The organism is Prochlorococcus marinus str. MIT 1214 (assembly GCF_027359355.1).
Classification (GTDB): Bacteria; Cyanobacteriota; Cyanobacteriia; order PCC-6307; family Cyanobiaceae; genus Prochlorococcus_B; species Prochlorococcus_B marinus_F.
Genome location: NZ_CP114777.1, coordinates 988,064 through 1,011,347 on the forward strand (window position 1 = coordinate 988,064; position 23,284 = coordinate 1,011,347).

The window sequence follows — 23,284 nt, forward strand, 5'->3', positions numbered from 1 at the left end:
AATAAAATCAAGCAACCAAAATCACAATATGCCTGCAATCCCTAACTCTAGAATTCGTAAGCTAAGGACTTGGATCCCAGGGCAAAGCTCATCAGAATTGATTGGTATAGATGAAAATCAAAATCAAATCACTTTAATTGACCTAGCAAGTAATGACTATCTAGACCTAGCAAGACATCCATTATTAATTGAGGCAGCTAGAGAAACCTTAGAAACTGATGGAGTTGGTTCTGGAGGATCAAGATTTATTACTGGTAGTAGAAATATTCATCAAAAACTTGAATTGAGGCTTTCCCAATGGCTTGATCGTGAGATTGTCCTAATTTATCCCAGTGGTTTCCAGGCCAATCTGGCTGCAGTTTTAGCACTTACTGATCGTCATACTCCTGTTATTTGTGATCGTCTAATACATCATTCTCTGCTCGTTGGAGTCAAAGCGAGTGGAGCAAAGCTCATTAGATTCAAGCACAACAATTTATCTGAACTAGAAAGACTTTTAAGAAAATCCAGGCAAAGCACTCCTCAAAAACAACCTTTAGTAATTACTGAAAGCCTTTTTAGTATGGAGGGTACAACAGCACCCATAAAAGAAATTTCAAAGCTATGTATTAAGTATGATTCAAAATTATTGATAGACGAAGCTCATGCTTTTGGCGTTATGGGTCCAGAAGGAAAAGGAGAATCTTTTGGACTCAAAGAACCAATATCAATTATCAGTGGGACCTTCGGTAAAGCATTTGGAAGTGGGGGCGCATTTCTAGCAACAGACAAGACAACAGGAGAAAATTTGATACAAAACTGTGGGGCATTTCGCTATACAACTGCTTTAGCTCCTCCACTTTGTGCAAGTGCTTTAGCTGCGTTAAATCTAATTGAAAGCAACCCTAGCTGGGGTAGCGAACTTAAAGAGAAATCAATAGCTTTAAGAGACAGGTTGTCTCAAATTGGGTGGCAACGGCCTGGTGGGGACGGTCCAATAATCTCCATCATTCTAGGTTCAGACGAATTAGCCCTGGATTATCAGAAGAGACTTGAGGCACAAGGCCTTCTAACTGTTGCGATCCGCCCACCAACTGTCCCGGAAGGTAAATCAAGACTCAGATTAGTGATCAGGAGAAATACTCCCGTTAAGGCTTTCGAAAGTCTTATCAAAGTTCTTAAAAACAAATGAAAGAAATAATTGCAATGCATGGCTGGGCTGGTGATAGTCATCAATGGTCAAATTGGGAAAAGATATTTAAAAGTTGTGATTGGGAATGGCAAACTTCTGAACGAGGCTATAAAGATATAAGTCCTAATACACCCAAATGGAATCACAACTCAAATCAAGTCGAGCTTAAAAGAGTTGCTATATGTCAATCTCTTGGTTCACATTTAATAGATAAAGAAATTTTACATTCAGCTACTCATGTTGTATTAATCAATAGTTTTAGTCGTTTTATTCCAAGTGGCAAAGAAAATCGCCCTATAAAATTGGCCCTCAATAGGATGATGAATGCAATCAATACGCCTAATGAAGCAGCTATGTTAAGAAAATTTCATATAAAAGCTTATAAACCGAATTATTTAGATGTTAAGTCATTCGAATCAAACCTCCTTCACATATCAGATGCAGGAAGATTGAAACTAAAAAATGATTTAAAACTTCTTATGAATTCTGATTCCCTACCAATTGGCTTAAACAATTCTGCCAAAGTACTTATTGTTAACAGTAAACAAGACTATATTTTGGCTAATCAAACGAAAGAAAAGCTAGCTGAAGATTTAATACATCACTTAGAGACCGTACCCCAAATAATCAACCTTCAAGACGAGGGGCATTCAATGACAAAAATTAAAAATATCAAAAAAGTCAAACACTGGCTAGAATTTGATCATGCAAAAAACATGGTCAAGCAAAGTTAAGAAAAACTTTAACGAAGCTGCATTAAGTTATAACGAATCAGCCTCAATTCAAAAAAGTACTGCTTTAAAACTTGCAAAAATATGTTCTCATCATTCAATTAAACATGGATTATGGGTTGACCTTGGTTCTGGCACTGGACTACTAGCTAAATCATTAGAAGATCTACATCCAAACCAATATGTAGTGAGATTGGATAACTCTAAAAAGATGATTGATCAACATTCAGAAAAGAGTATTAAACAACTTTGGGATTTAAATAATGGGTTACCTAAGTGGTCTGAAAAACCAAATTTATTAGCTTCAAGTTTTGTTTTACATTGGCTTGATAATCCAGAAAAGAGACTTGAGGAATGGTTGAATTCTCTAAGCTTGGATGGATGGATTGCGTTAGCAATCCCAGTAAAGGGAAGTTTTCCAGAATGGTATGAAGCTGCAGAAAAAGCAAATTTAACATGTACAGCTCTTGATTTACCATCATACGACTCACTAATTAGAGTCGTCCCGAAACAAAGTATTTTTTATAATAAAATTGAAGTTATTAAACAAACAGCGAAGAAGGCGACTTCTTTATTGAAACCGATGATCAAGGTCGGAGCACAAAGTAGTCAGAAGGAACAATTAAGTGTTTCAAATTGGCGACATCTATTGTCTTTTTGGCCAAGTTCCAACAAGGATAAACAAGTAAGTCTTAGTTGGTCAATTCAGTTTTTATTAATAAAGCGATGAGTACTTTCTCAAAAAAAATTATTATTTGTGGTACAGATACAGATGTAGGTAAAACGATAGTTAGTAGTTTTTTCGTCCAAGGTCTTAAAGGTATCTACTGGAAGCCCATTCAAAGCGGAACAGCGGAAGGTACAGATACCAAAACTGTTTGCAATCTCTTAAATCTTGAACCTAAGCGCTATCTTTCTGAAAGATATAAATTCAAGGCTCCTGTCTCTCCACATTGGGCTGCCGAACAAGAGGCTGTTGTTATTGAACCAATCAATTTAAAATTGCCTGACTTAGATGAATTAATAATCATCGAGACTGCAGGTGGTTTAATGGTTCCTTTAAATCGGAATTGGCTACAAATAGACCAATTAAAGGTTTGGGGAGCTCCAATAATCCTTGTAGCCAGGACCGGTCTTGGCACTCTCAACCACACCTTATTAAGTCTAGAAGCCTTGAAACATAGAAATTTAGATGTATTAGGAATAGTATTAAACGGCCCTCCACACAAAGACAATCCGAAGACTCTAGAGCAATTTGGAGATACTAAAATCCTTGCAAGTCTTCCTATCTTTGACAAAGTCAACGCAAAAGTACTTTCACAAGAATGGAATAAACAACAATTAGATCAAAAGCTTAAAAAATACATTCGAAATTAAGATTTTATGTTTTTCTTAATCAAAAGATTATTTTGACTTCAATCAAGTTAAATGAAAGAAGAGGGAAAACTAAATTTGATGAAAGAAGAGGGAAAACTAAATTTGATGAATGAAAAAGAAAATTCAAATCAAACTATTCAGAATCCTCATATATGGCCACCATTCACACAACTTACCTCCTCTAAGCCCCAATTATTGGTTGAAAAGGCCAAAGGTGCCCTTCTACTTCCTAAAGACAGACCTCCAATAATCGATGGCATAAGTAGCTGGTGGGTTACTCTTCATGGTCATGCAAATGAATATATTGCTAAGGCTATCGCAACTCAAGCAGAGCAATTAGAACAAATTATCTTTGCAGATTTCACTCATCCTCAAGCTGAGCAATTAGCTAATCGACTAAGTAAATTAACAGGTCTAGAAAAGTTATTTTTTTCAGATAATGGCTCTACAGCTGTAGAAGTAGCTTTAAAAATGGCTCGTCAATGGTGGAAAAATAAAGGTGATAATAGATCTCAAATTATTGCATTCGAAGGTGCTTACCATGGAGATACATTTGGAGCAATGGCAGTAGGCGAACGAAATATATTTAGCGAGCCGTTCGATCAAATGCTATTTCCTGTTAGCAGAGTCCCTTGGCCTGAGACATGGTGGGGCGATGAAGAATTTGAAAGACGAGAAAAGGAGGTTTTAGAAACTCTTGATCAGCTCCTAAAGAAGCCAACTATTGCGGTAATTCTTGAGCCATTAGTGCAAGGGGCTGGAGGGATGCGAATGGTTCGTTCAGAATTTTTAGTAGAAGTCGAAAAAAGAATTCGCCAGGCTAATTCTTTACTGATCACAGATGAAGTCTTAACTGGATTTGGAAGGTGTGGAGAACTATTCGCTTTTCAAAGAGCAGGATTAAAGCCAGACCTTATATCACTCTCAAAAGGTTTAACCGGTGGATTCCTTCCAATGGGAGTTACTATGTCCAGCAAAAGGATTTCTGAAGGTTTCCTTGGAGAAGATCCAAAGCAAACTTTTTGGCACGGTCATAGTTTCACAGCTAACCCCTTAGGCTGCGCAGCTGCCAATGCCAGCTTAGACCTTTTAGAAAACTCCCCTCAAAAATATTTGAATTTTGAATCACGTCATCTACCTCATCTACAAAAAATAGTTCAAGATTCAAGAATTGAATATCCAAGAATTACAGGAACTATTGCTGCTTTTAATATTAAAGTAAAAGGTAAAAAGGGGTATTTAAATACCGTTGGGAAAATCATGAAAGCAAGTGCATTGAGGGTTGGTGTTTTCATTAGACCATTAGGAGATGTAGTTTATCTAATGCCACCTTTGTGTATCACAGATGAAGAATTAGAAAAATGCTATTTTGGAATCCAAGAGGGCTTAAATTCTCTATCCTAGAATTTTTTCTTGCCAAGGTTCTAAGCACGTAGCTATGTAATCATTTCTTGAATTAAACTTACATCAACCAACTTGGAGTAAAATTCAAGTTTCCGCCTCTTAAAAAAGCAATAAACACTCCTAAAGCCAGGCTCAAGAAAATCGAGATACTTAAAAGAAGAAGTGAAAACAGTTCTCCTCCTGATAATGGTCGCCTTACTCCTATAGATTTAGAAAATTGTACAGGTTGTATATCCTTTAAATAAGGTTCTTTTTTCTGAGTTATAAGATTATTCTCTTTTTCTATAAATAAGTCATAATTCGCCCTTAGGACAGGATCACTTAATAAATCATAAGCCTCACAAACATTTTGGAATTTCCTTGTTGCTTCATCACTTGGCATAGATGTCGTGTCCGGATGAAGTTGCTTACTTAATTTACGGAAAGCTTTTCTAAGCTCTGCGTTGTTGGCAGAGGTAGAGACACCAAGCAGTTCGTAACAATTAGAGGAAGGAACCAAGTAAAGAAAATATGATTTAATAATGTATAGATTTTATCTAAATATGTCAGGATTGACTATTTAAAAAAAAACAATTCAAAATGTCTCCTGATAAAAGTAAGAAACAAGCAAATCATCTCATGATATGGAAGGAACTAAAATGGGTGCCAAGTAAAAAACAATTAGCTCAATTTATCCATTTGCAAGAATTACTTAAAGAATGGAATCAGAAGACCAACCTTACTCGTTTAGTTGATGGAGATGATTTCTGGACTGCACAAGTATGTGACAGCTTGTTGCCACTGCATGAAGAACTTCAAGAGCCTGAACTTTCTCATAAATATATAGATATTGGTTCTGGCTGTGGATTTCCTGGTATAGCCATAGCTATAGCAATGCCAAATTCAAATATTACTCTTTTAGATTCTTCAAGTAAAAAAACGACTTTTTTGAAAGAAGTTTCTAAAGAAATTGGATTAAATTCTCGTATAACAGTCGTAACTGAACGAGCTGAGACAGCAGGAAGGGATCCAATCCTTCGAAGTAATTTTGACTATGCCATTGCGAGAGCAGTCGCTTCTGCAAATGTAGTAGCAGAATATCTCGTACCTTTTTTAAATTCGACAGGTCAAGCTCTCATATTTAAAGGAGGCTGGAGTATCACAGAGCAACAAATACTAAAAAAGGCTTTAACTGAACTAAATGCAGAGATCCAACAAACACATAAATTCGTACTCCCTAATAATCGCGGTGTTAGAAATATTATTAGGATTAGTGCTATTAATAAATGTCCGAATCAATATCCAAGATCAATTGGTAAACCAAAAAAACAGCCTTTAGGTTACTAAATTCCCCATAATCTATCTCTTCTTTCTCCCCCCAACCTATCTTTCAATTTTCTAAGAATAAAGGGTATTTCAGAGCTCCACGGGCTATAAATCAAAACTTTTTTCAAGTCATCCTCACTCACTTCACAATCCAAACAATCTGCGTTTGAGCCTGGGAACCAATGTCCTCCTCTGCCTAACAAACCATAACGATCTTTAGCAAAGCTTTCCATATCCCAAGCCTCTAATAAATTATTTAGCCATAGCAAAATAGGTATATTAATCTCTCCTGGAGTTTGGTCCCAACTAGGTAAACCTATCTTCCAAGTAGTCAACCATGACTCTCCAAGCGACTTGCATGAGGCATTAACTAATCTTTTATCAATAGTGTTAATTAAACCATGCATTCTATCCATTTTCGAGATTGCTCCTAAATGAATATCTAGATCTTCAGGCTTTGAAGCACCAACACTTAATGTATGAATTCTTTTATCCCTCAAACAAAATAGATCATTAAATTCTATTGGATGCAAAGGATTACATAACTCTAAAAGTTTTAATGACGGTGTATGTAAATGACCTCCCTTATCAGTAGGGCTTATAATGAAAACCCCCATATCATTAGCATTCGCTGCTTGTAAAGCTCTTTCGTTCTCCTGACGTATAAAATACCAATGCAAATTAACATAATCAAAAAGTCCTGTTTCAATTGTTTTAATGATCAGGTCAACATTTGCATGAGTTGAGAAGCCTACATGACCAACAAGACCATCTTTTTGCCATTGACGAACAATCTGTAGACATCCATTAGGACGAATAGTCATGTCTAAGTGCTCAGGAATATTGATACCATGGATAGCTAATAAATCAATTTTTTTGGAACCTAATCTACTTATACTTAACTCAAGTTCCTGTTGAAATATCGAAGGGTCATTATTTGGTGGGATTTTTGTTTGCAATATTCTTTTTGGGTCATCGATTTGATCAAAGGCCCAGCCTATCTGACGCTCTGATGTTCCATAATGACGGGCAGTTTCTATATGATGCATACCTTTTTGAGACGCATGCTTAATAGTGTTTCGCAAGATGTCTTGTTGTTGATTATCAATCTCTTTAGGATCTAAATCCTTCCAGCTTTGTTGAAAGCGCATCCCGCCAAGAGATAAGACTGGCATCTGAATCTCTGTTCGGCCAAATCTTCTTCTAGGTATTGGATTATTTTTACCATCTTTAATGCTTGACACTTCTATTTTTAAAAATCAAGTAACGGGTGGTAAACCTAAATTCCTAAAATGATGATTTTTTAAAACTTCTTCCAATTTAATTAAGTCTTCAAAAGAAACCCAATCAATGCAATCAACAGGGCAGGTATCTATGGCTTCTTGTATTAATTCATCACTATCTCCATCTTGTCGAAACGCTCTTGCTCTGCCTTGTTCAGGCTCCATTGCAAAAGTGTTAGTAGCAACTGAACTGCAGTATGTACAGCCAATGCATTTTCTCTCATCAACCCAAACGGCTTTTTCCCTTAATTTCCCTCCAAGCACTGGATCTCTACCACTAAGCTCAAAATCTTCATTATTAGCTGCTTCGTATGCAACATTTGGATCATAAATATCATTTAAGGGCTGATATTCAATAGACCTAGTTTCAAAAGCAGCTCTAGGATCAAAAGTCAATTTTCAAAAGCAGTATTAGGTATCCCAACGTGTAACTACTAGTTCTATTGATCCATCTAAATTTTGCTTTTGCTCAGACACTTGGAATCCTTCTTGCGCAGTTGAATCAAGAACAGTGTTTAAAGCATACCGTTGAGTAACCTGAGCTAAAAATCTCTCAATTGGTATTGATTGTTTCCAAAGATCAAGGTCGGTTACAAGTTCGTATGATTTTGAGCTTTCATTCCAACGAAATCCAATGTCTCCTCCCTTATTCATCTCAACAGTCATTTGAGCTTTGACAGTTTGACCTCTATAACCTCTGACTAGATTTTCACCTTCGTTAGGGATATACCCTAAATCTATGAGGGCCTGTTTAAGGAACTCTCTCTTGCGAAGTTGAGTTTTAACTGTGCTGAAATGTGACATCAGTGGATTTCTGCAGGAATAGTCTGTTTTTGAACGTTTTCGCGAAGAAAGGTATCAGAGGTTTGTTCTCTCCTTTCAACAGTGCCTAGGGCATCCTCAAGCTTCTCAGTCAAATCAATACATGCCTCACCAACAATACCTTCAACGGTTTCTTCAACCCTTCCATCTTGTCGGATTTTAAAGCGCAATGTGCGTTGTGGCATAAAATTGAAGCCCTAAGTTTCGCATGATATAGAAAAAAACTCTAGAAACGCGAATTATTAATTACAACGAATTGTTTTTGTACCAAAAATTAAACTAATTGACCATCATCAATTAATGATTTTAATTGTTTTTGTACCTCTGGATCATCCAATTGCTCTAATGCTGTCCTTGCTTCATACCTTACAGAGGGCTCTCTATCGTTTAATAAAACAGAAATAAAGGTCTCAACTATTTGGATCTGGATTTCCGCACTCAAAAGATCATAAAGGCGGTCTAGGGACCAAATACAGTTACTACGAACTATTGGTTCACCATCTACTTGCAAACTTTCAAGTAATTGATTCGCGGCTGGGGGAGAGCTTTCTGCTGAATTTAGTCCAACTTCTGCTAGAGAACTGGATGCCCACAATCTCACGGCAGCGACATCTTGTTTTAATGCATTAATCAGAGGTTCTAGCACTGGGGCGTCAGGGTAATTTCCGAGACTCCATGCAGTAGCTTTTCGCACATAAGCGTTACTATCAAACCTCAATAAATGCAATAGAAGATCTATAGCTTTTGGACAAGGATTTCTACCCAAAGCATAAACAGCACTCATCCTGATAACAGGAGAAGGCTCCTCAAGTAAAGGCAATAAGAATGGAAGAGCTCTAGAGTCTCTATGTTCACAAAAGACTCTTAAGCCCTGAAGTCTCTCATTATTTCCAGACTGAAGCCATTTCAACGCAAGATCACATTCTTTTGATGAATTTCCTTGATCTCCATCAATTTTATCTAATTCAATTTCATCTAAAGGATCTCCTGCCAATTGAGCAGCTAATTCTCTAGCTAAAAGATCAGGGTCTATGGCTAAATTAGCCAACCCTTTTTCACTTAATTTTTGATTTTCATCATTCATAGCTCTGACAGAAGAAGAGCAAACTAATTAATTGGTGCTGGTGCAAGCATATCCCCGGGAAGCCATATTCGAGCACTGACAGCGAACAAAGCAACAGCAAAAAGAGCAACAATTAAAATAGGAAAAAGAGTTGTTCGTAAAAAACCCAAAGTTACAAACTAATTAGAATTATATTCTGCTCTAAATTTTGACCATTTGGCTATCGCGGGTCAACTTTTGGAGTTATTAGTTTTGTTTTCTTCATTAAAAAAACACAACTTACAGCAATGGAAAGCGAAATCCAAGCACTCCTTTCTTGATGTAATAAGAAAGCCCCGATACTAACTAATCCACTATAAAGAATGCCTGAGCCTAAAACGAAGCGAGATCCAAGCACTGAAAAATTATCAACTGGATTAATATTCAGACTTTTCCTTATTTTTTGCCAACCAGGTCCAGGTGGGTTGACCTGCATCACAAATTTATTGAGTGTCTCCTCAGACTCTGGCTCAGTGAAGAATAAAGTAAGCAACCAAATCACAGCTGTAAATGAAGTAGTAAATAAAAGTCTTTTTCCAAAATCTTCAATTATAAAATAGGGAGAAACTGAGGTGATTAAGCCTAGAAAAAAACCACTCAGCATTGCGGAAAGTTCCGCTAGAGCATTAACTCTCCACCAAAACCACCTAAGCACAAGAACAGCGCCTGGACCTGTACCTATTGCAATCACAAGTCTAAACATTGAGCCAATACTGTTACTAAATAAAGCAGTGATTACTCCAATTAGAAGCAACAAAATGCTCGCGACCTGACCAATAAAAATCATTTCTCTAGGTCCAGCCGATGGTCTAACAAATCTTTTATACAGATCATGAGCAAGATAACTTGCCCCCCAATTAATCGAAGTACTTACAGTACTCATAAATGCAGCAACCAATGAAACCACGACCAAGCCAAGTCCAACAGGTGGCAAATATGTAACAGCGAGGTTTGGATAACTTAATTCCCAGTCAGTTTGTTGAGGCAAGAGGACTAAACCAGCCAAACCAACTAAAACCCAAAGCCAACTACGAATAAGATAATTAACAATTAAAAAAACTATTCCTGCCAAAGTTGCTTGTTTTTCATCCTTAGTAGCCAACAAACGTTGGATAAATTCTCCACCACCATCACTACGTCTAAAACTCCACCACTGTAAAGAAATAAAAGCGAAAAAAGTAGTAATCGTTATTCCTGAACTATCCAACCAACTCAAACCATCATTAGTTAACGTCCATGGAAATATAGAAAGGAGCTCAGGTCGATCTAATTCCTCTAACTTTGTTAATAAATCCGTCATACCACCTGAAGCATCAAGTGCTACAAAGCAAACAGCAAACGCGCCTATAAGAGCTAATATAAGTTGTACAAAATCATTAACCACTACTGCCCAAAGCCCACCTAGTACTGTGTAAATAAGCAAAAACAAAGCAACTAAAATCATTAAAAGTATCGTGTCAGTAATGATCCCAAATACACTATGTCCATCTACCACGCCGAATGATTCAGCCACTTTCCGCATTGCTAAGAAAGCATAACCAATTCCTATGCAATTGATTGGAACAGAAAGTAAAAAAGCTTTTATGCCTCTTAGATAGGCTGCAGCTCGCCCCCCATAACGTAGTTCAGTAAAGGCTGCGTCAGTCAATACTCCACTACGCCTCCAGAGTGGAGCGAATATAACTGTCATAGCGACATGTGCAAGTCCAAAACTCCACCATTCCCAATTCCCAGCTAAGCCTCTAGTCCCAATAATACCCGCCACATAAAGAGGTGTATCAATTGAGAAAGTTGTCGCAGCCATAGACATCCCTGCAAGCAAACCATTCAGACGACGACCAGCAACAAAATAGTCTGCTTCATTTTGATTTTTTAGAGATATATACATTCCTAATACCAAGGAAAAGATCAGATAAACAAATAAAATAACCCAATCAATAAATGTCATAACAGCGCATAAGTTATATATATTTCATGCCTAGTTAATGTTTATTTTATCCATTGCTCGCCTTCTTAATTGTCCACATGCCGCATCTTTATCTCTACCTCTACTTGCACGAACACTGACAGCAACTCCTTTATTTTCTAAAAGTTCCCTAAAGCCATTAACTCTGGATTGACTTGGTCGTTTAAAGTTCTCTTCAGCAATTGGGTTATAGGCTATCAAATTAACATGGCTCTGAAAACCTCTCATCAGATCAGCCAACTGCTCTGCATGAATATCTTTATCATTCACCCCTCCAAGAAGGACATACTCAAAACTTACTCGTCGGCCAGTCAATTCTATATATTTTTTACAGTCTTTGAGTAATGAATTAATTGGATAAGAACTCGCCGAGGGAATTATTAATTCACGCAACTTCTGATTAGGTGCATGAAGACTTACTGCAAGAGTGAATTTAGCTCTTCCTAAACGAGCTTGAGCTAATTTCGCCAAATCTGGGAGAGTATTGGGTATTCCAACAGTGCTAACAGTTATCTTCCTTTGACCAATACCAATATCATTCGTGAGACACTCAATCGAGTCCAAAACATTGCGAATATTTAGAAGTGGCTCGCCCATACCCATAAATACGACATGAGTGGGACTCCTATTCATTGTCTCTCCAACACTAATAACTTGATCAACTATCTCATTAACATTTAAAGATCTATTGAGTCCCCCCTTCCCAGTTGCACAAAATTTGCAACCCATAGGACAGCCAATTTGACTTGAGACACAAACAGTAAGTCTTTTATCTGTTGGAATTCCGACTGTTTCTATAATCTCTCCATCAAAAGTTCCCATCAATAATTTCAAAGTCTCATCTTCCGCTACCACTCTGTTTATTTCATCCAGTCTTCCAATCTTTATTCCTTTACTCTCTAATGAATCTCGCCATTTTTTTGGAAGCACAGTTATTGAATCCAAGCTTCTTGCCCCTCTTTGATAAATCCATTCATGAAGCTGCTTTCCACGAAAAGTTTTTTCACCTTCCTGACGAGCAAAATCTTCAAGGTCTTCCGAACTTAAGCCAAGTAAGGATCGATTACTTGATAGTCTAGGAAGTTTTGTCACCAATTCATTAAGCCATGTCCCAATTTAAATTCCAAAAGAACTAATGCAATAAAACCAATCATTGCCCATCTACCATTAACTCGTTCAGTATGTGTATGAAAGCCATAGCGAGGCAATTTACGCTTGGGAACTAGGGGTGGATCAATCATCGATGGACTTTTAAAGGAAGAACTAAATAGTAGAAAGTTTAGAAGAAAATTGTAGAAGAATTGATTTATTCATCTGAAAGTAAGCCTTCTTCTTGCAAGCCTTCTAATGCAGCAGGGTCTGGCATTTGGTCTTCAGGTGATTCATCATCACCGGTTGGGCGAGCAAATGCAGCAAAATTACTCGTTGTTGGATCAATTCCATGTCTACTTCTAGTTGCCTCTAAATCCTCTTCACTTGGATCATCCAGAACAGAAGTATTCTTCGCAACCGGGGAGGAAGGCATGTCAACAGTATAGTCAGGCCTAAGGTTTTGTATCCTTCGATAACCAGCTGGGTCTTCTGCCAGAATATCTGGATGAGGACCTGCTTCAGCATTTAACTCTTCAACAAAGCCACTAAAACCTGTCCCAGCAGGTATGAGGCGACCAATAATTACATTTTCTTTAAGTCCACGAAGCCAATCAGACTTGCCTTCAATAGCCGCTTCGGTAAGAACTCGAGTTGTTTCTTGGAATGAAGCAGCCGATATGAAACTATCAGTATTAAGTGACGCCTTTGTAATTCCAAGTAGCACAGGAGTGAATTCCGAGGGAGCACCTCCAGTTATGGATATAGCCTGATTCGTATCTTCAACTTGCCTAAGTTCTATCAACTCTCCGGGTAAAAATGTCGTATCACCTGCATCTTCTATTCGCACTTTACTCGTCATCTGTCTAACTATTACCTCTATGTGTTTATCATCTATGGCTACACCCTGAGATTTATAAACATTTTGCACTTCACTCACCATCCTATGCTGAAGCTTAGCGATAGCCTCCTGAGCTGCATCCATTAGAGGTTTTTTATCGCGCAAGTCCGCAAAGAAACATTCCAAAAGTTCATGGGGGTTAACTGGGCCATCAGTCAAGAATTCACCAGCAACCACTTGTTGGCTATTTCGAACCATTACATTACGGCCTAATAAAATTGGATATTCAGTAATTACATCATTATCTTCGATAATAGATACAACTAAAGAATCATCGTCATCTCCTTTTTTTATATCTACTGTTCCAGACTTTTTACACAAAATAGCTGAATCCCTGGGCCTACGAGCTTCAAGTAATTCTTCGATCCTTGGTAAACCTTGAACAATATCCCCTGTTTTTTGTCTTTCAAAAACCAATAAAGCCAAACCATCGCCTCGTTGTACTAGATCACCATCACGAACATGAAGGACTGAATCTGGTGAGACCATATAAGGTCTACCAAGGCGCAACTTAACTCTCTTTCCATCAATATTCTCGATTTCCCCACAAGCACCTATTGGTTGATCTTTTGAGACAAAGTCTCCATCTACTACTCTTTGCCCTACTTCCAAAAGAGTAGTTCCTTTCGAATCAATTGTTATTGTATCTTCATCTCTTTCGACGATAAGTCTTCGAACTGGATCACCCTCAAGAGCATCAGGGAGTTGAACAATTCCTTCTTGCTTACATAAAATTTGAGTTGTGGCCACAACGTCTCCAGCCTTAACAATTTGAGCATTTTCTATCTGTAATTCTGTGTGTGTTGAACCATGGCTTGAATCAGAGGTTGTATCTCTTCTAACTAAAATACTTTCAAGAATAACTAATTTTAATCTATCAGTATTCTTTGAACTCAAGTCTTGAGTAACTTCTACGTCTACCGTCATCTGTGGTGTCGTATCAAATGTCTCAAGCATCAGTTGTGTTTTAAGTAACTCAATACCTTCAACAGACTTAATAAGCTCACCATCCTTATAAGCAAGTCTTTGAGACGCTTTTATTCCTAGAGATGGGCCTATAGGTTGTTTAACATGCTCTAACTCGGGCAATTGTGCTTGATCAGGAATAGTAAATTCCTCTACAGGTCTCAATAGAAGGCCTTTACCTTCTGGTGTTTCAACTGATTGAACCATTACCATCGAATCAGTCTTAATCCCTTTCGCAATAGTTTCACCAGGATTAACTATTTGTCCATCACCTTCAAACCTATCAAGTGCTTTATTCTCTTTGCATAGTTTAAAAGTACCGCTTCTAACTATGATTTCTCTAAGGATATCATTTTTCTGAGTAACGGTAACTATTCCAGCAGTTCGACTAAAAATATCTTTGACAACTTCAGTTCCTGCCTCTATCCATTGACGATCTTTAATCATCAACAACGAAATATCTTTATTGATCTCATGAGTTTCTTGAGGAATCCATAAAAGAGTGCCACCTTTGCTAACTTCATACCCATTCTTTGCAGAACGAGCTTTCTTAATTGTCAACCCAGGAGCATATTTAACCAGTCCACCTGTTTCAGTTTTAAACCGATCGTCTGCCAACTCAGCTATTACCTCATTATTCCCAATTTTACTTCCAGGGATAGTATTCAATCTGTAGCGAGTATCATCTTTTGCTTCAAGATGCCATATTTCACCAGAGTGAGTGCTCTCTTCTAATAATTTAAAATCCTTTAAAGTCATCGACGTTGTTACTATTTGAACTTCTCTGGAATCACCAATAGAATCTCTGAGTCTTACTTCACCTCCAAACTCACTTGCCTGGCTAGCTTCAGCTAAAACTTGTCCCTCATTGACAGAAACATTGCCAGAAACAACAGGCATAGCATTAGGAGGTAAATTATATACGTCTCCAGCTAACACCCAAAGCCGACCAAGTCGTTGAGCTTTAAGAGTTATATTTCCTTGTCTATCAGTAACCTCTCTGGGTTGAATAATTTTTTCATACCTAACTTGTCCAGCTAAATCACAAATCACATCCTTGGTAGCCTTTTCAACACTCTTTTGAACGGCACCACTAGCAATCTGAGCGACAGTCACATCTATATCAATATTTTGGCCATTGTCTACAAAAAGTAGAGAACCCATAGGTATATCAATTCTTTGAGATTTACCACCACCTGCTGGTACAACACTTAGATTAAAATCAACTTCTGCTTGCTGAGCTTCAACACCATGTGGTGTTCTATAGCCTCTTACTCTTGCCTTTGATCCAAATTCAACTTTTCCTGAGACAGTGGAGCGCACAACACCAGTCTCCGCTGTTGAGACCCCGCCAGTATGGAAAGTCCTCATAGTTAATTGGGTGCCTGGCTCCCCAATAGATTGAGCCGCAACGATACCTACTGCTTCCCCTAAATCAACGAGTTGATTATGCGCCAGCGCCCAACCATAACATTTACGACAAACTGATCTGGTCGCCTCACATGTAAGAGGAGATCTAACTCTGACACCTTGAATATTTGATTGTTCAAATTTCTTAGATAGCTGAGGGTCAATGGGAGTATCTCTTTCAGCTAAAACTTGTTCGTCTGCGTTAACTACTTGCTCGGATGTCAAGCGTCCAACGAGCCGATTACCAAATTTTCCATCCTCTCCACTTATTAAAATTGATCTTGTAGTACCACAATCCTCTTCTCTAACAATTACGTCTTGAGCAACATCAACCAAGCGTCTAGTTAAATATCCAGAGTCAGCAGTTCTCAAAGCAGTGTCAACAAGACCTTTACGCGCTCCATAAGAGGAAATGACATATTCAGTTACCGTTAGGCCCTCTCTGAAATTGGTTCGTATTGGCAAGTCAATGATCTCACCTTGTGGATTAGCCATTAATCCTCTCATCCCAACAAGTTGACGAACCTGAGACATATTTCCTCTTGCTCCTGAATTAGCCATCATCCATACAGAATTCAATGGATCATTTTGATTAAAATTCTTTTTAACTGCATCAACTAATCTTTCATTAGTCTCTGTCCAAGTATCTATAACTTTTGTATGCCTCTCGACCTCAGTTATTTCGCCTAATCTATAGCATTCTTCTGTAGCAGTTATTAGTTCTTCAGCCTGACCGAGTAAATCTTGCTTAGCCTCTGGAACCTTTAAATCATCAACAGAAATTGAAACTGCTGCCTGGGTTGCATATCTGAAACCTAGATCTTTCAAGTTGTCTGCCATAGCAGCAGTTGCGGCAGTTCCATGATGCTTGAATGCCCATGCGACTAAATTTTTCAAACCTTTTTTATCAACTACTTTGTTTCTAAAGGGTGGTGGAGTTTTAGAGAGTCTTTGAACAGCTTTCGTCGCTGCAGCTTTCTTTGCTTTAGATCCTCTTTTTGCTTTAGATTTAGTAGAGGATTTACGAGTTTTAGGAGAAGAAGAAGTCATAACAAAAAGCTATTCAAGAAAAAAGGTAATTTGTTCTAAGAGTTACGAGGTGGCTGCTACGGCATCAATGATTGTATGGTTCATTACGACCCTGCCAACTGTAGTCAAAATGTAACGGCTAATTAAACTTCCATCTTCATCTAATCGGTCACGTCGATATGTCCATTCCTCAATACGTGTACCATCTTGCAAGGTCTCCGACTTACGTGGTTCCTGACGCTCATCCTCATCCTCAATTTCACCAGGGAATCGAACCCAAACCCAATCATGTAAATCTATTCTTTTATCTTCAAGAGCTTGTAAAACGTCTTCAAGTGATGCATATGTATGTGCATGATCTCCGAACTTAGGCTGTTTTGCATGAGGCTGAATTGCAGTTAGGTAATAGGAGCCTAGAACCATATCTTGAGATGGGGTAACAATTGGATCCCCAGTTGCGGGAGAAAGAATATTATTACTGGCTAGCATTAACATCCTTGCCTCTGTTTGTGCCTCAATCGCTAAAGGTACATGAACAGCCATTTGATCTCCATCAAAATCAGCATTAAAAGCCGGGCAAACCAATGGATGTAGCTGTATGGCTCGTCCAGCAACTAGTTTAGGCTCAAAAGCTTGAATGCCTAATCGGTGCAAAGTAGGAGCACGATTAAGCAGGATAGGATGACCATCTATAACTTCCTGAAGTACCTGCATTACTTCATCGTCGGCTTTCTGGATCAATTTCTTTGCTGCTTTGATGTTATTAACAATATTCTGACGAATCAATCTGTGAATTACAAAAGGTTGAAAAAGCTCTATTGCCATTTCCTTTGGCAATCCACATTGATGCATTTTTAACTTGGGGCCAACTACTATTACTGAACGACCTGAATAATCAACTCTTTTCCCAAGCAAGTTCTGCCTAAATCTACCCTGTTTACCCTCGATAATATCGCTTAATGATTTCAAGGCACGATTATTTGCACCTACAACAGTTCTTCCCCTTCTACCGTTATCAATAAGAGCATCTACAGCTTCTTGTAGCATCCTTTTCTCATTTCTAACTATTATCTCTGGGGCTAATATTTCCTGAAGACGAGCAAGACGATTATTCCTATTGATTACTCTCCTGTATAAGTCATTTAAATCTGAGGTAGCGAATCTACCTCCATCTAATTGCACCATTGGTCTCAAATCAGGAGGTATTACAGGTATCGCATCTAAAACCATCCACTCTGGGCTTGCGCTTGTAGCAATAAAATTATCTATTACTCTTAGTCTTTTGATAAGTTTAGCCCTTTTTTGACCTTTGCTTGTTGAAATTTCTTCTCGCAATTGCTCTGCAACTTCTTTTAAGTTTATATCTTCAAGTAATTGCTTTAAGGCCTCTGCACCAATCCCAACAATAGGTTCGTTCTCAATAGTTGAATCTTCAGCATAAATCTCGTCTTCAATCTCAAGCCATTCATCTTCTGTTAATAGCTGCTTATATTTGAGATCTTTGCTATCTCCGATATCTAAAACTACATAACAATTAAAGTAAACAATTTGCTCAACATCTCTAAGAGGCATGTCTAACAAAATAGCTACATAGCTAGGAATACCTTTTAGATACCAAACATGCGATACGGGGGCTGCTAATTTAATAAATCCCATTCTATGCCTTCTTACCCGACTCTCTGTCACTTCAACACCGCACCTTTCACAGACAATTCCACGATGTCTAACTCTTTTATATTTCCCACAATGACATTCCCAATCCTTAGATGGACCAAAAATCTTTTCACAAAATAATCCGTCCATCTCCGGCTTCAATGTTCGATAATTTATTGTTTCAGGCTTAGTTACTTCCCCTACAACCTGGCCATTGGGCAAAGTTCTTTGCCCCCATTCCATTACTCTTTCAGGCGAAGCTAATTTGATTTTGACATAATCAAAATGATTTTCTGTACGTAGATTGCTATTAGTCATGAGAAATTAAGGTGTTAGATGTTTGTTTCGATTGAGACGATTACTCCTCGTATTCTTTACCTAATGATTCATAAGTAGGCCTACTTGGCGTACTTCGACGAGGATTTACATCTTGCATTAGATCAACCTCTTTCCCATCATCTGTATAAACCCCAATATCTAATCCCAATGACTGAAGTTCTCTCATTAACACTTTGAATGATTCTGGAGTACCAGGCCTTGGAATTGGTTTTCCTTTTACAATGGAATTAAGAGCTTCATTACGACCTTGCATGTCATCAGACTTAACAGTTAAAAGTTCTTGCAAAGTGTATGCAGCCCCGTAAGCCTCAAGTGCCCATACTTCCATTTCTCCCAGCCTCTGTCCACCTTGCTGGGCCTTTCCACCAAGAGGTTGTTGAGTAACCAAAGAATATGGACCTGTAGATCGAGCATGTATTTTATCGTCTACTAGGTGTACAAGTTTTAGGAAATGGGCGTATCCTACAGCAACTGGTTGATCAAAAGGTTCCCCTGTTCGACCATCTGTAAGGAGCAACTTCCCAGGGTCCTCTGGGTTGTAAACCCATGATTTACCTGGTTGTTTTGCCGCCTCTTTCAAGTAGGCTTGAACAGTCTGATTAGACATCTCTGGTCCATACATCTCGTCAAAAGGGACAATTTTTAATCTACAATCGAGGTTTGAGGCAGCCCAACCCATTAGGAGTTCAAAGACTTGCCCTACATTCATTCGACTTGGAACTCCTAGTGGATTAAGGCATATATCTACAGGTGTGCCATCAGGGAGGTAAGGCATATCCTCTCTGGGCAGTATTCTGCTGATAATCCCTTTATTCCCATGCCTACCTGCCATTTTATCTCCAACCTGAATCTTTCTGCGTTGCGCAACGTAAACTCTAACAACCATATTTGCTCCAGGTGGTAGCTCATCACCTTGCTCTCTTGTATAGATTCGGACATCAACTACTCGTCCTCTTTCGGTTGAAGGTACTCGAAGAGAATTGTCTCTGACATCTCTTGCTTTTTCTCCAAAAATAGCTCTTAAAAGTTTTTCCTCAGGAGGTTGATCTGATTCTCCTTTAGGGGTTACTTTCCCCACAAGAATGTCTCCACTCTCAACGAAAGCCCCTATTCGAATAATTCCCATTTCATCCAAATTCCCTAGACTTTCTTCTGAAACATTTGGGATTTCTCTAGTTATTTCTTCAGGGCCTAACTTTGTTTGACGAGCTTCGATTTCATATTTTTCAATATGGACGGAAGTATATAGATCATCTTTAACTAACCTTTCGCTAACGAGAATTGCATCTTCGTAGTTGTAACCTTCCCACGGCATGTATGCAATTAATACATTTTGGCCAAGGGCTATTTCTCCTCCCTCACATGCTGAACCATCAGCTAAGACTTGCCCAACAATTACCGGGTCACCATTAAAAACTATAGGCCTATGGTTTAAACAAGTATCTTGATTAGATCTCTGATATTTTTGCAAGTAATGAGTGTGGTCATTGCCTTCCTCATCAGTTACTACAATTGCGTTCGCGTCAACATAAGTCACTGTTCCATTTACTTTTGAAATTGGAACCATGCCAGAGTCTCTGGCAACTTGAGTCTCTAAACCTGTACCAACTAAAGGTCTTTCTGGGCGTAAAAGAGGAACTGCTTGTCTTTGCATATTAGAACCCATCAAAGCTCTATTAGCATCATCGTGCTCCAAAAATGGAATCAACGATGCTGCTACAGAAATAACTTGAACAGGTGAAAGTTGTACATAATCGACTTGCTCAGGAGAAACTGTTTCAAAATCTTGTCTGTACCTAACTGGAACAAGTTCTGCCAGGATTTGTCCTTCTTCGTCTGTAGCCACATCACCTGGAGCAACCCGACATTCATCTTCTAAATCTGCTGAAAGATATATAGGATCACCTTCTTTAATTAATCTTCCATTTTCCACCTTCCAAAATGGTGTCTCAATAAAACCGTATTCATTTACTCGTGCATGAGTTGCTAAAGAATTAATCAAACCTGCATTAGGTCCTTCAGGGGTTTCAATTGGACAAAGTCTTCCATAATGAGATGGATGGATATCTCTAACTGCAAAACCAGCTCTTTCACGAGTTAAACCTCCTGGTCCCAAAGCAGAGATTCGTCTTTTATGAGTTAATTCAGCTAATGGATTGGTTTGATCCATAAATTGACTTAATTGACTTGAACCAAAAAATTCTTTTATTGCTGCAACTAAAGGTTTTGGATTTACCAATTGAGCTGGAGTAAGAGAATCTGTCTCTCCAACAGTCATCCTTTCTTTAATGATCCTTTCCAGTCTGTTTAAACCAACGCGAACTTGATTTTGCAAAAGTTCTCCTACTGACCTCACTCTTCTATTACCTAAATGATCAATATCATCCAAGGTTGCTCCCCCAACATCTAGTTCTAAATTGATTAAATAATCTAGAGTTGAAAGAACATCTTCGTTTGTAAGTGTTCTTATATTGTCAGGAATAGTTAAGCGTAATTTCTTATTTATTTTATATCTGCCAACTCTTCCTAGGTCATATCTTTTAGGATCAAAAAATCTTGTTTGGAGTAATTGTTGACCACCACTTACTGAGGGAGGCTCGCCTGGTCTTAACTTTTTATAAAGCTCTAACAAAGCTTGGTCTTCTGAACTTATTCCTTCTTCATTTGCAGCATCAATTGACTTTTTATAAAACTCAGGATGTCGTAATTTATCAATAACATCATTATCTGATAAACCCATTGCCCTCATTAAGACATGAGCATTGATTTTTCGTGTTTTATCTACACGAACATGTAGCAAATCGTTTTTATCAGTTTCAAATTTTAGCCATGCACCTCGATTAGGAATAACGCTTGCGTTATAAGTTCGTCTACCATTTTTATCTTGTTCATCTTTGAAATAAACCCCTGGACTTCGAACGATTTGATTAACTATTACTCTCTCTGCACCATTAATTATAAAAGTTCCACGTTCAGTCATTAAAGGTAGTTCACCTATAAAAACTTCTTGTTCTTTAATCTCTCCGGTTTCTTTATTTATCAAACGACAAGTAACATACATTTGAGAAGCAAAAGTTGCATCTCTTCTTTTTGCTTCTTCTACATCATGCCTAGGACGCTTAAGCTTATATTCTGCTCCTATAAAATGTAATTCAAGCTTACCGGTATAGTCAGTAATGGGAGAAAAATTGTCTAATTCTTCTATTAAGCCTTTATCCAAAAACCACTTAAAACTTGATCTTTGCACCTCAACCAGATCAGGCAGATATGTAGCTGCTTTGGCTACCTGAATCGCGCTTCTGCTCATTCGAGAACCTGCGTTTATATTTAGAGGACGGGGTTAATGTCTTGTCCTTTAGGTCGAAAAATGATCTTTACTAAGAAAAAAAACAAAAAACAATCCCTTAAAAGATTGAGATTTGAAATTGAATTTACTTAATCAACGAACAAACTGACTCAAAAGGTAGAACCTTAAAGGTTTAAGCGCAGATACCACGCCTAAGCAAGACAATAAATAACTCTACACTCAAACAAGAGAATTAACTAGAGGAAATGATGTTATTTAAGGCAACGCAAACAATTCTCTTGCATTTTGAGTAGTTTTTTCAGCAATTTCGGAAAAGCTTTCACCTCTAATCTCCGAAAGTTTATCTACCACGTGTTTTACAAAAGAAGGTTCATTCCTTTTTCCTCTATGAGGAACAGGTGACAAGAAAGGACTATCGGTTTCTACCAAAAATCTACTTTGCGGCACTTCTTTGGCGCATTCATGGATATCAATAGCGTTTTTGAAAGTTACATTTCCACTGAAGCTTATGTAAAAGCCAAGATCAAGAAACTCTCTCATCTCTTTGACATTTCCACTCCAACAATGCATAACTCCTCTTGGACAGCAACCATGTTGAGAAAGCTTAGAAAAAACTTCTAACATTTCTTTTGCAGCATCTCTGCAATGAACAATGACTGGTAAATTCAATTCAAAAGCCAAGTTTAATTGCGGAATTAAAATTGAAAGCTGCTCACTCAAATTCTCTGCTTTGAAAAGATCAAGTCCTAATTCTCCTATGGCAACAACTCGTCTGTCATCAAGAGCTGCTTTTTTTAAAATACTGACAGTTTCAGGTCGCCAATGTTGTACATCCAATGGATGGACACCGACTGAATACCTCATTTCTTGAAATTGATCAGCTATTGATTTAATGGCAGGGATTTCAGAGGGTTCTACACAAGCATGTAATAAAGCTGTAACACCTTGCGCCCTCCACCTTTCTGCAACCTTTTCTCTATCTTCATTAAAGTTAGAGAATACGATATGACAGTGACTATCAATTATTGAACTTTTGGAATCGCTCAAGGTGAAAATTAAAATTCTCTCTCAATATTAAATCTTAGATTATTGATTCTCAAACAACTTCTTTCAAAACTTTCTTAAGCGCAACGCTAAGTCTGGATTTCTGATTAGCTCCTGTGTTTTTATGCAAAACACCTTTTTTAACTGCTTTATCAATTTTGCTAAAAGCTAAATTAAATGTTTTTTGAAGATCTGCTTTGGATTCATCGCCAGGCTCTTTTTCAAATATGTCACAAGCTACAAAGCATCGCTTCATCAAAGTGCGCACTGTAGATTTGTAATTTTTGTTTTCAAGGCGGTTACGTTCCGCAATTTGAATTCGCTTTTTAGCTGAGTTGGTATTTGCCACGGAGGCTTAGTGTTTTAGTCTTATGTTAATCCACAC

Annotated in this window: 20 protein-coding genes; 6 read left to right on the forward strand and 14 right to left on the reverse strand. The window is 38.0% G+C overall.

The window, feature by feature from the left end:
- Window positions 1–28 precede the first annotated feature (28 nt).
- The 5 genes from O5639_RS05760 (at window position 29) to bioA (ending at window position 4,683) form a co-directional block, all read left to right on the forward strand.
- Window positions 29–1,171 (forward strand): aminotransferase class I/II-fold pyridoxal phosphate-dependent enzyme, encoded by a 1,143-nt coding sequence (locus O5639_RS05760; RefSeq protein ID WP_269623625.1) that lies wholly within the window; start codon window positions 29–31, stop codon window positions 1,169–1,171.
- The gene (locus O5639_RS05765; RefSeq protein WP_269623626.1) at window positions 1,168–1,905 is read left to right on the forward strand and encodes an alpha/beta hydrolase; all 738 of its coding nucleotides are present in this window, start codon (window positions 1,168–1,170) and stop codon (window positions 1,903–1,905) included. The genes O5639_RS05760 and O5639_RS05765 overlap by 4 nt, the downstream gene beginning before the upstream one ends.
- Entirely contained in the window at window positions 1,877–2,632 is a 756-nt protein-coding gene (locus tag O5639_RS05770; protein ID WP_269623627.1) for a methyltransferase domain-containing protein, read from the forward strand. Before O5639_RS05765 ends, O5639_RS05770 begins: the two co-directional genes overlap by 29 nt.
- Window positions 2,629–3,279, forward strand: a complete 651-nt coding sequence (gene bioD, locus O5639_RS05775; protein ID WP_269623628.1) for a dethiobiotin synthase — start codon at window positions 2,629–2,631, stop codon at window positions 3,277–3,279. Before O5639_RS05770 ends, bioD begins: the two co-directional genes overlap by 4 nt.
- Window positions 3,280–3,357: 78 nt before the next feature.
- Entirely contained in the window at window positions 3,358–4,683 is a 1,326-nt protein-coding gene (gene bioA / locus O5639_RS05780; RefSeq protein ID WP_269623629.1) for an adenosylmethionine--8-amino-7-oxononanoate transaminase, read from the forward strand.
- 58 nt (window positions 4,684–4,741) lie between these two features.
- Here bioA and O5639_RS05785 read toward each other — a convergent pair whose 3' ends face one another.
- On the reverse strand, window positions 4,742–5,182 hold the full coding sequence (locus O5639_RS05785; RefSeq protein WP_269623630.1) for a J domain-containing protein: 441 nt from the start codon (window positions 5,180–5,182) through the stop codon (window positions 4,742–4,744).
- 80 nt (window positions 5,183–5,262) lie between these two features.
- Here O5639_RS05785 and rsmG point away from each other — a divergent pair, with 80 nt between their 5' ends.
- The gene (gene rsmG, locus O5639_RS05790) at window positions 5,263–6,009 is read left to right on the forward strand and encodes a 16S rRNA (guanine(527)-N(7))-methyltransferase RsmG (RefSeq protein ID WP_269623631.1); all 747 of its coding nucleotides are present in this window, start codon (window positions 5,263–5,265) and stop codon (window positions 6,007–6,009) included.
- Here the strand turns inward: rsmG and O5639_RS05795 are convergent.
- The 13 genes from O5639_RS05795 to rpsT form a co-directional block, all read right to left on the reverse strand.
- Window positions 6,006–7,163, reverse strand: a complete 1,158-nt coding sequence (locus tag O5639_RS05795) for an aldo/keto reductase (protein ID WP_420063673.1) — start codon at window positions 7,161–7,163, stop codon at window positions 6,006–6,008. The genes rsmG and O5639_RS05795 overlap by 4 nt on opposite strands.
- 84 nt (window positions 7,164–7,247) lie before the next feature.
- Window positions 7,248–7,667, reverse strand: coding sequence for a ferredoxin (locus O5639_RS05800; RefSeq protein ID WP_269623633.1), 420 nt, complete (start codon window positions 7,665–7,667; stop codon window positions 7,248–7,250).
- A gap of 15 nt (window positions 7,668–7,682) precedes the next feature.
- Window positions 7,683–8,075: a DUF1257 domain-containing protein gene (locus O5639_RS05805; protein ID WP_269623634.1), complete on the reverse strand. Its 393-nt coding sequence runs from the start codon at window positions 8,073–8,075 to the stop codon at window positions 7,683–7,685.
- A complete protein-coding gene (locus O5639_RS05810) occupies window positions 8,075–8,278 on the reverse strand; it encodes a DUF2997 domain-containing protein (protein ID WP_269623635.1) in 204 nt (67 codons plus the stop codon). The genes O5639_RS05805 and O5639_RS05810 overlap by 1 nt, the downstream gene beginning before the upstream one ends.
- Window positions 8,279–8,367: 89 nt before the next feature.
- Window positions 8,368–9,177 carry a HEAT repeat domain-containing protein gene (locus O5639_RS05815; protein ID WP_269623636.1) on the reverse strand — a complete coding sequence of 270 codons (810 nt, stop codon included), beginning with the start codon at window positions 9,175–9,177 and terminating at the stop codon, window positions 8,368–8,370.
- 199 nt (window positions 9,178–9,376) lie between these two features.
- Entirely contained in the window at window positions 9,377–11,143 is a 1,767-nt protein-coding gene (locus O5639_RS05820) for a sodium:solute symporter family protein (protein ID WP_269623637.1), read from the reverse strand.
- 30 nt (window positions 11,144–11,173) lie between these two features.
- Entirely contained in the window at window positions 11,174–12,253 is a 1,080-nt protein-coding gene (rlmN, locus tag O5639_RS05825; RefSeq protein ID WP_269623638.1) for a 23S rRNA (adenine(2503)-C(2))-methyltransferase RlmN, read from the reverse strand.
- Window positions 12,250–12,402 (reverse strand): high light inducible protein, encoded by a 153-nt coding sequence (locus O5639_RS05830; RefSeq protein WP_011295358.1) that lies wholly within the window; start codon window positions 12,400–12,402, stop codon window positions 12,250–12,252. The genes rlmN and O5639_RS05830 overlap by 4 nt, the downstream gene beginning before the upstream one ends.
- Before the next feature lie 65 nt (window positions 12,403–12,467).
- A complete protein-coding gene (locus O5639_RS05835; RefSeq protein ID WP_269623639.1) occupies window positions 12,468–16,577 on the reverse strand; it encodes a DNA-directed RNA polymerase subunit beta' in 4,110 nt (1,369 codons plus the stop codon).
- A 42-nt stretch (window positions 16,578–16,619) separates the two neighbouring features.
- Window positions 16,620–18,527: a DNA-directed RNA polymerase subunit gamma gene (locus O5639_RS05840; RefSeq protein WP_269623640.1), complete on the reverse strand. Its 1,908-nt coding sequence runs from the start codon at window positions 18,525–18,527 to the stop codon at window positions 16,620–16,622.
- Between the two features lie 40 nt (window positions 18,528–18,567).
- Entirely contained in the window at window positions 18,568–21,855 is a 3,288-nt protein-coding gene (rpoB, locus tag O5639_RS05845; protein ID WP_269623641.1) for a DNA-directed RNA polymerase subunit beta, read from the reverse strand.
- Window positions 21,856–22,110: 255 nt separating this feature from the next.
- A complete protein-coding gene (locus tag O5639_RS05850; protein WP_269623642.1) occupies window positions 22,111–22,902 on the reverse strand; it encodes a TatD family hydrolase in 792 nt (263 codons plus the stop codon).
- 49 nt (window positions 22,903–22,951) lie between these two features.
- Window positions 22,952–23,248 carry a 30S ribosomal protein S20 gene (rpsT, locus tag O5639_RS05855; RefSeq protein ID WP_269623643.1) on the reverse strand — a complete coding sequence of 99 codons (297 nt, stop codon included), beginning with the start codon at window positions 23,246–23,248 and terminating at the stop codon, window positions 22,952–22,954.
- Between the last annotated feature and the right edge of the window lie 36 nt (window positions 23,249–23,284).

Excerpts from the sequence above, each read along its gene's own strand:
- O5639_RS05805 (WP_269623634.1), bottom strand. The coding sequence starts at position 8,075 with ATGTCACATTTCAGCACAGTTAAAACTCAACTTCGCAAGAGAGAGTTC.
- O5639_RS05810 (WP_269623635.1), bottom strand. The coding sequence starts at position 8,278 with ATGCCACAACGCACATTGCGCTTTAAAATCCGACAAGATGGAAGGGTT.
- O5639_RS05815 (WP_269623636.1), bottom strand. The coding sequence starts at position 9,177 with ATGAATGATGAAAATCAAAAATTAAGTGAAAAAGGGTTGGCTAATTTA.
- O5639_RS05770 (WP_269623627.1), top strand. The coding sequence starts at position 1,877 with ATGCAAAAAACATGGTCAAGCAAAGTTAAGAAAAACTTTAACGAAGCT.
- rpoB (WP_269623641.1), bottom strand. The coding sequence starts at position 21,855 with ATGAGCAGAAGCGCGATTCAGGTAGCCAAAGCAGCTACATATCTGCCT.
- O5639_RS05765 (WP_269623626.1), top strand. The coding sequence starts at position 1,168 with ATGAAAGAAATAATTGCAATGCATGGCTGGGCTGGTGATAGTCATCAA.
- O5639_RS05760 (WP_269623625.1), top strand. The coding sequence starts at position 29 with ATGCCTGCAATCCCTAACTCTAGAATTCGTAAGCTAAGGACTTGGATC.
- O5639_RS05820 (WP_269623637.1), bottom strand. The coding sequence starts at position 11,143 with ATGACATTTATTGATTGGGTTATTTTATTTGTTTATCTGATCTTTTCC.
- rsmG (WP_269623631.1), top strand. The coding sequence starts at position 5,263 with ATGTCTCCTGATAAAAGTAAGAAACAAGCAAATCATCTCATGATATGG.
- bioD (WP_269623628.1), top strand. The coding sequence starts at position 2,629 with ATGAGTACTTTCTCAAAAAAAATTATTATTTGTGGTACAGATACAGAT.
- O5639_RS05830 (WP_011295358.1), bottom strand. The coding sequence starts at position 12,402 with ATGATTGATCCACCCCTAGTTCCCAAGCGTAAATTGCCTCGCTATGGC.
- O5639_RS05795 (WP_420063673.1), bottom strand. The coding sequence starts at position 7,163 with ATGCCAGTCTTATCTCTTGGCGGGATGCGCTTTCAACAAAGCTGGAAG.
- O5639_RS05840 (WP_269623640.1), bottom strand. The coding sequence starts at position 18,527 with ATGACTAATAGCAATCTACGTACAGAAAATCATTTTGATTATGTCAAA.
- O5639_RS05835 (WP_269623639.1), bottom strand. The coding sequence starts at position 16,577 with ATGACTTCTTCTTCTCCTAAAACTCGTAAATCCTCTACTAAATCTAAA.
- bioA (WP_269623629.1), top strand. The coding sequence starts at position 3,358 with ATGAAAGAAGAGGGAAAACTAAATTTGATGAATGAAAAAGAAAATTCA.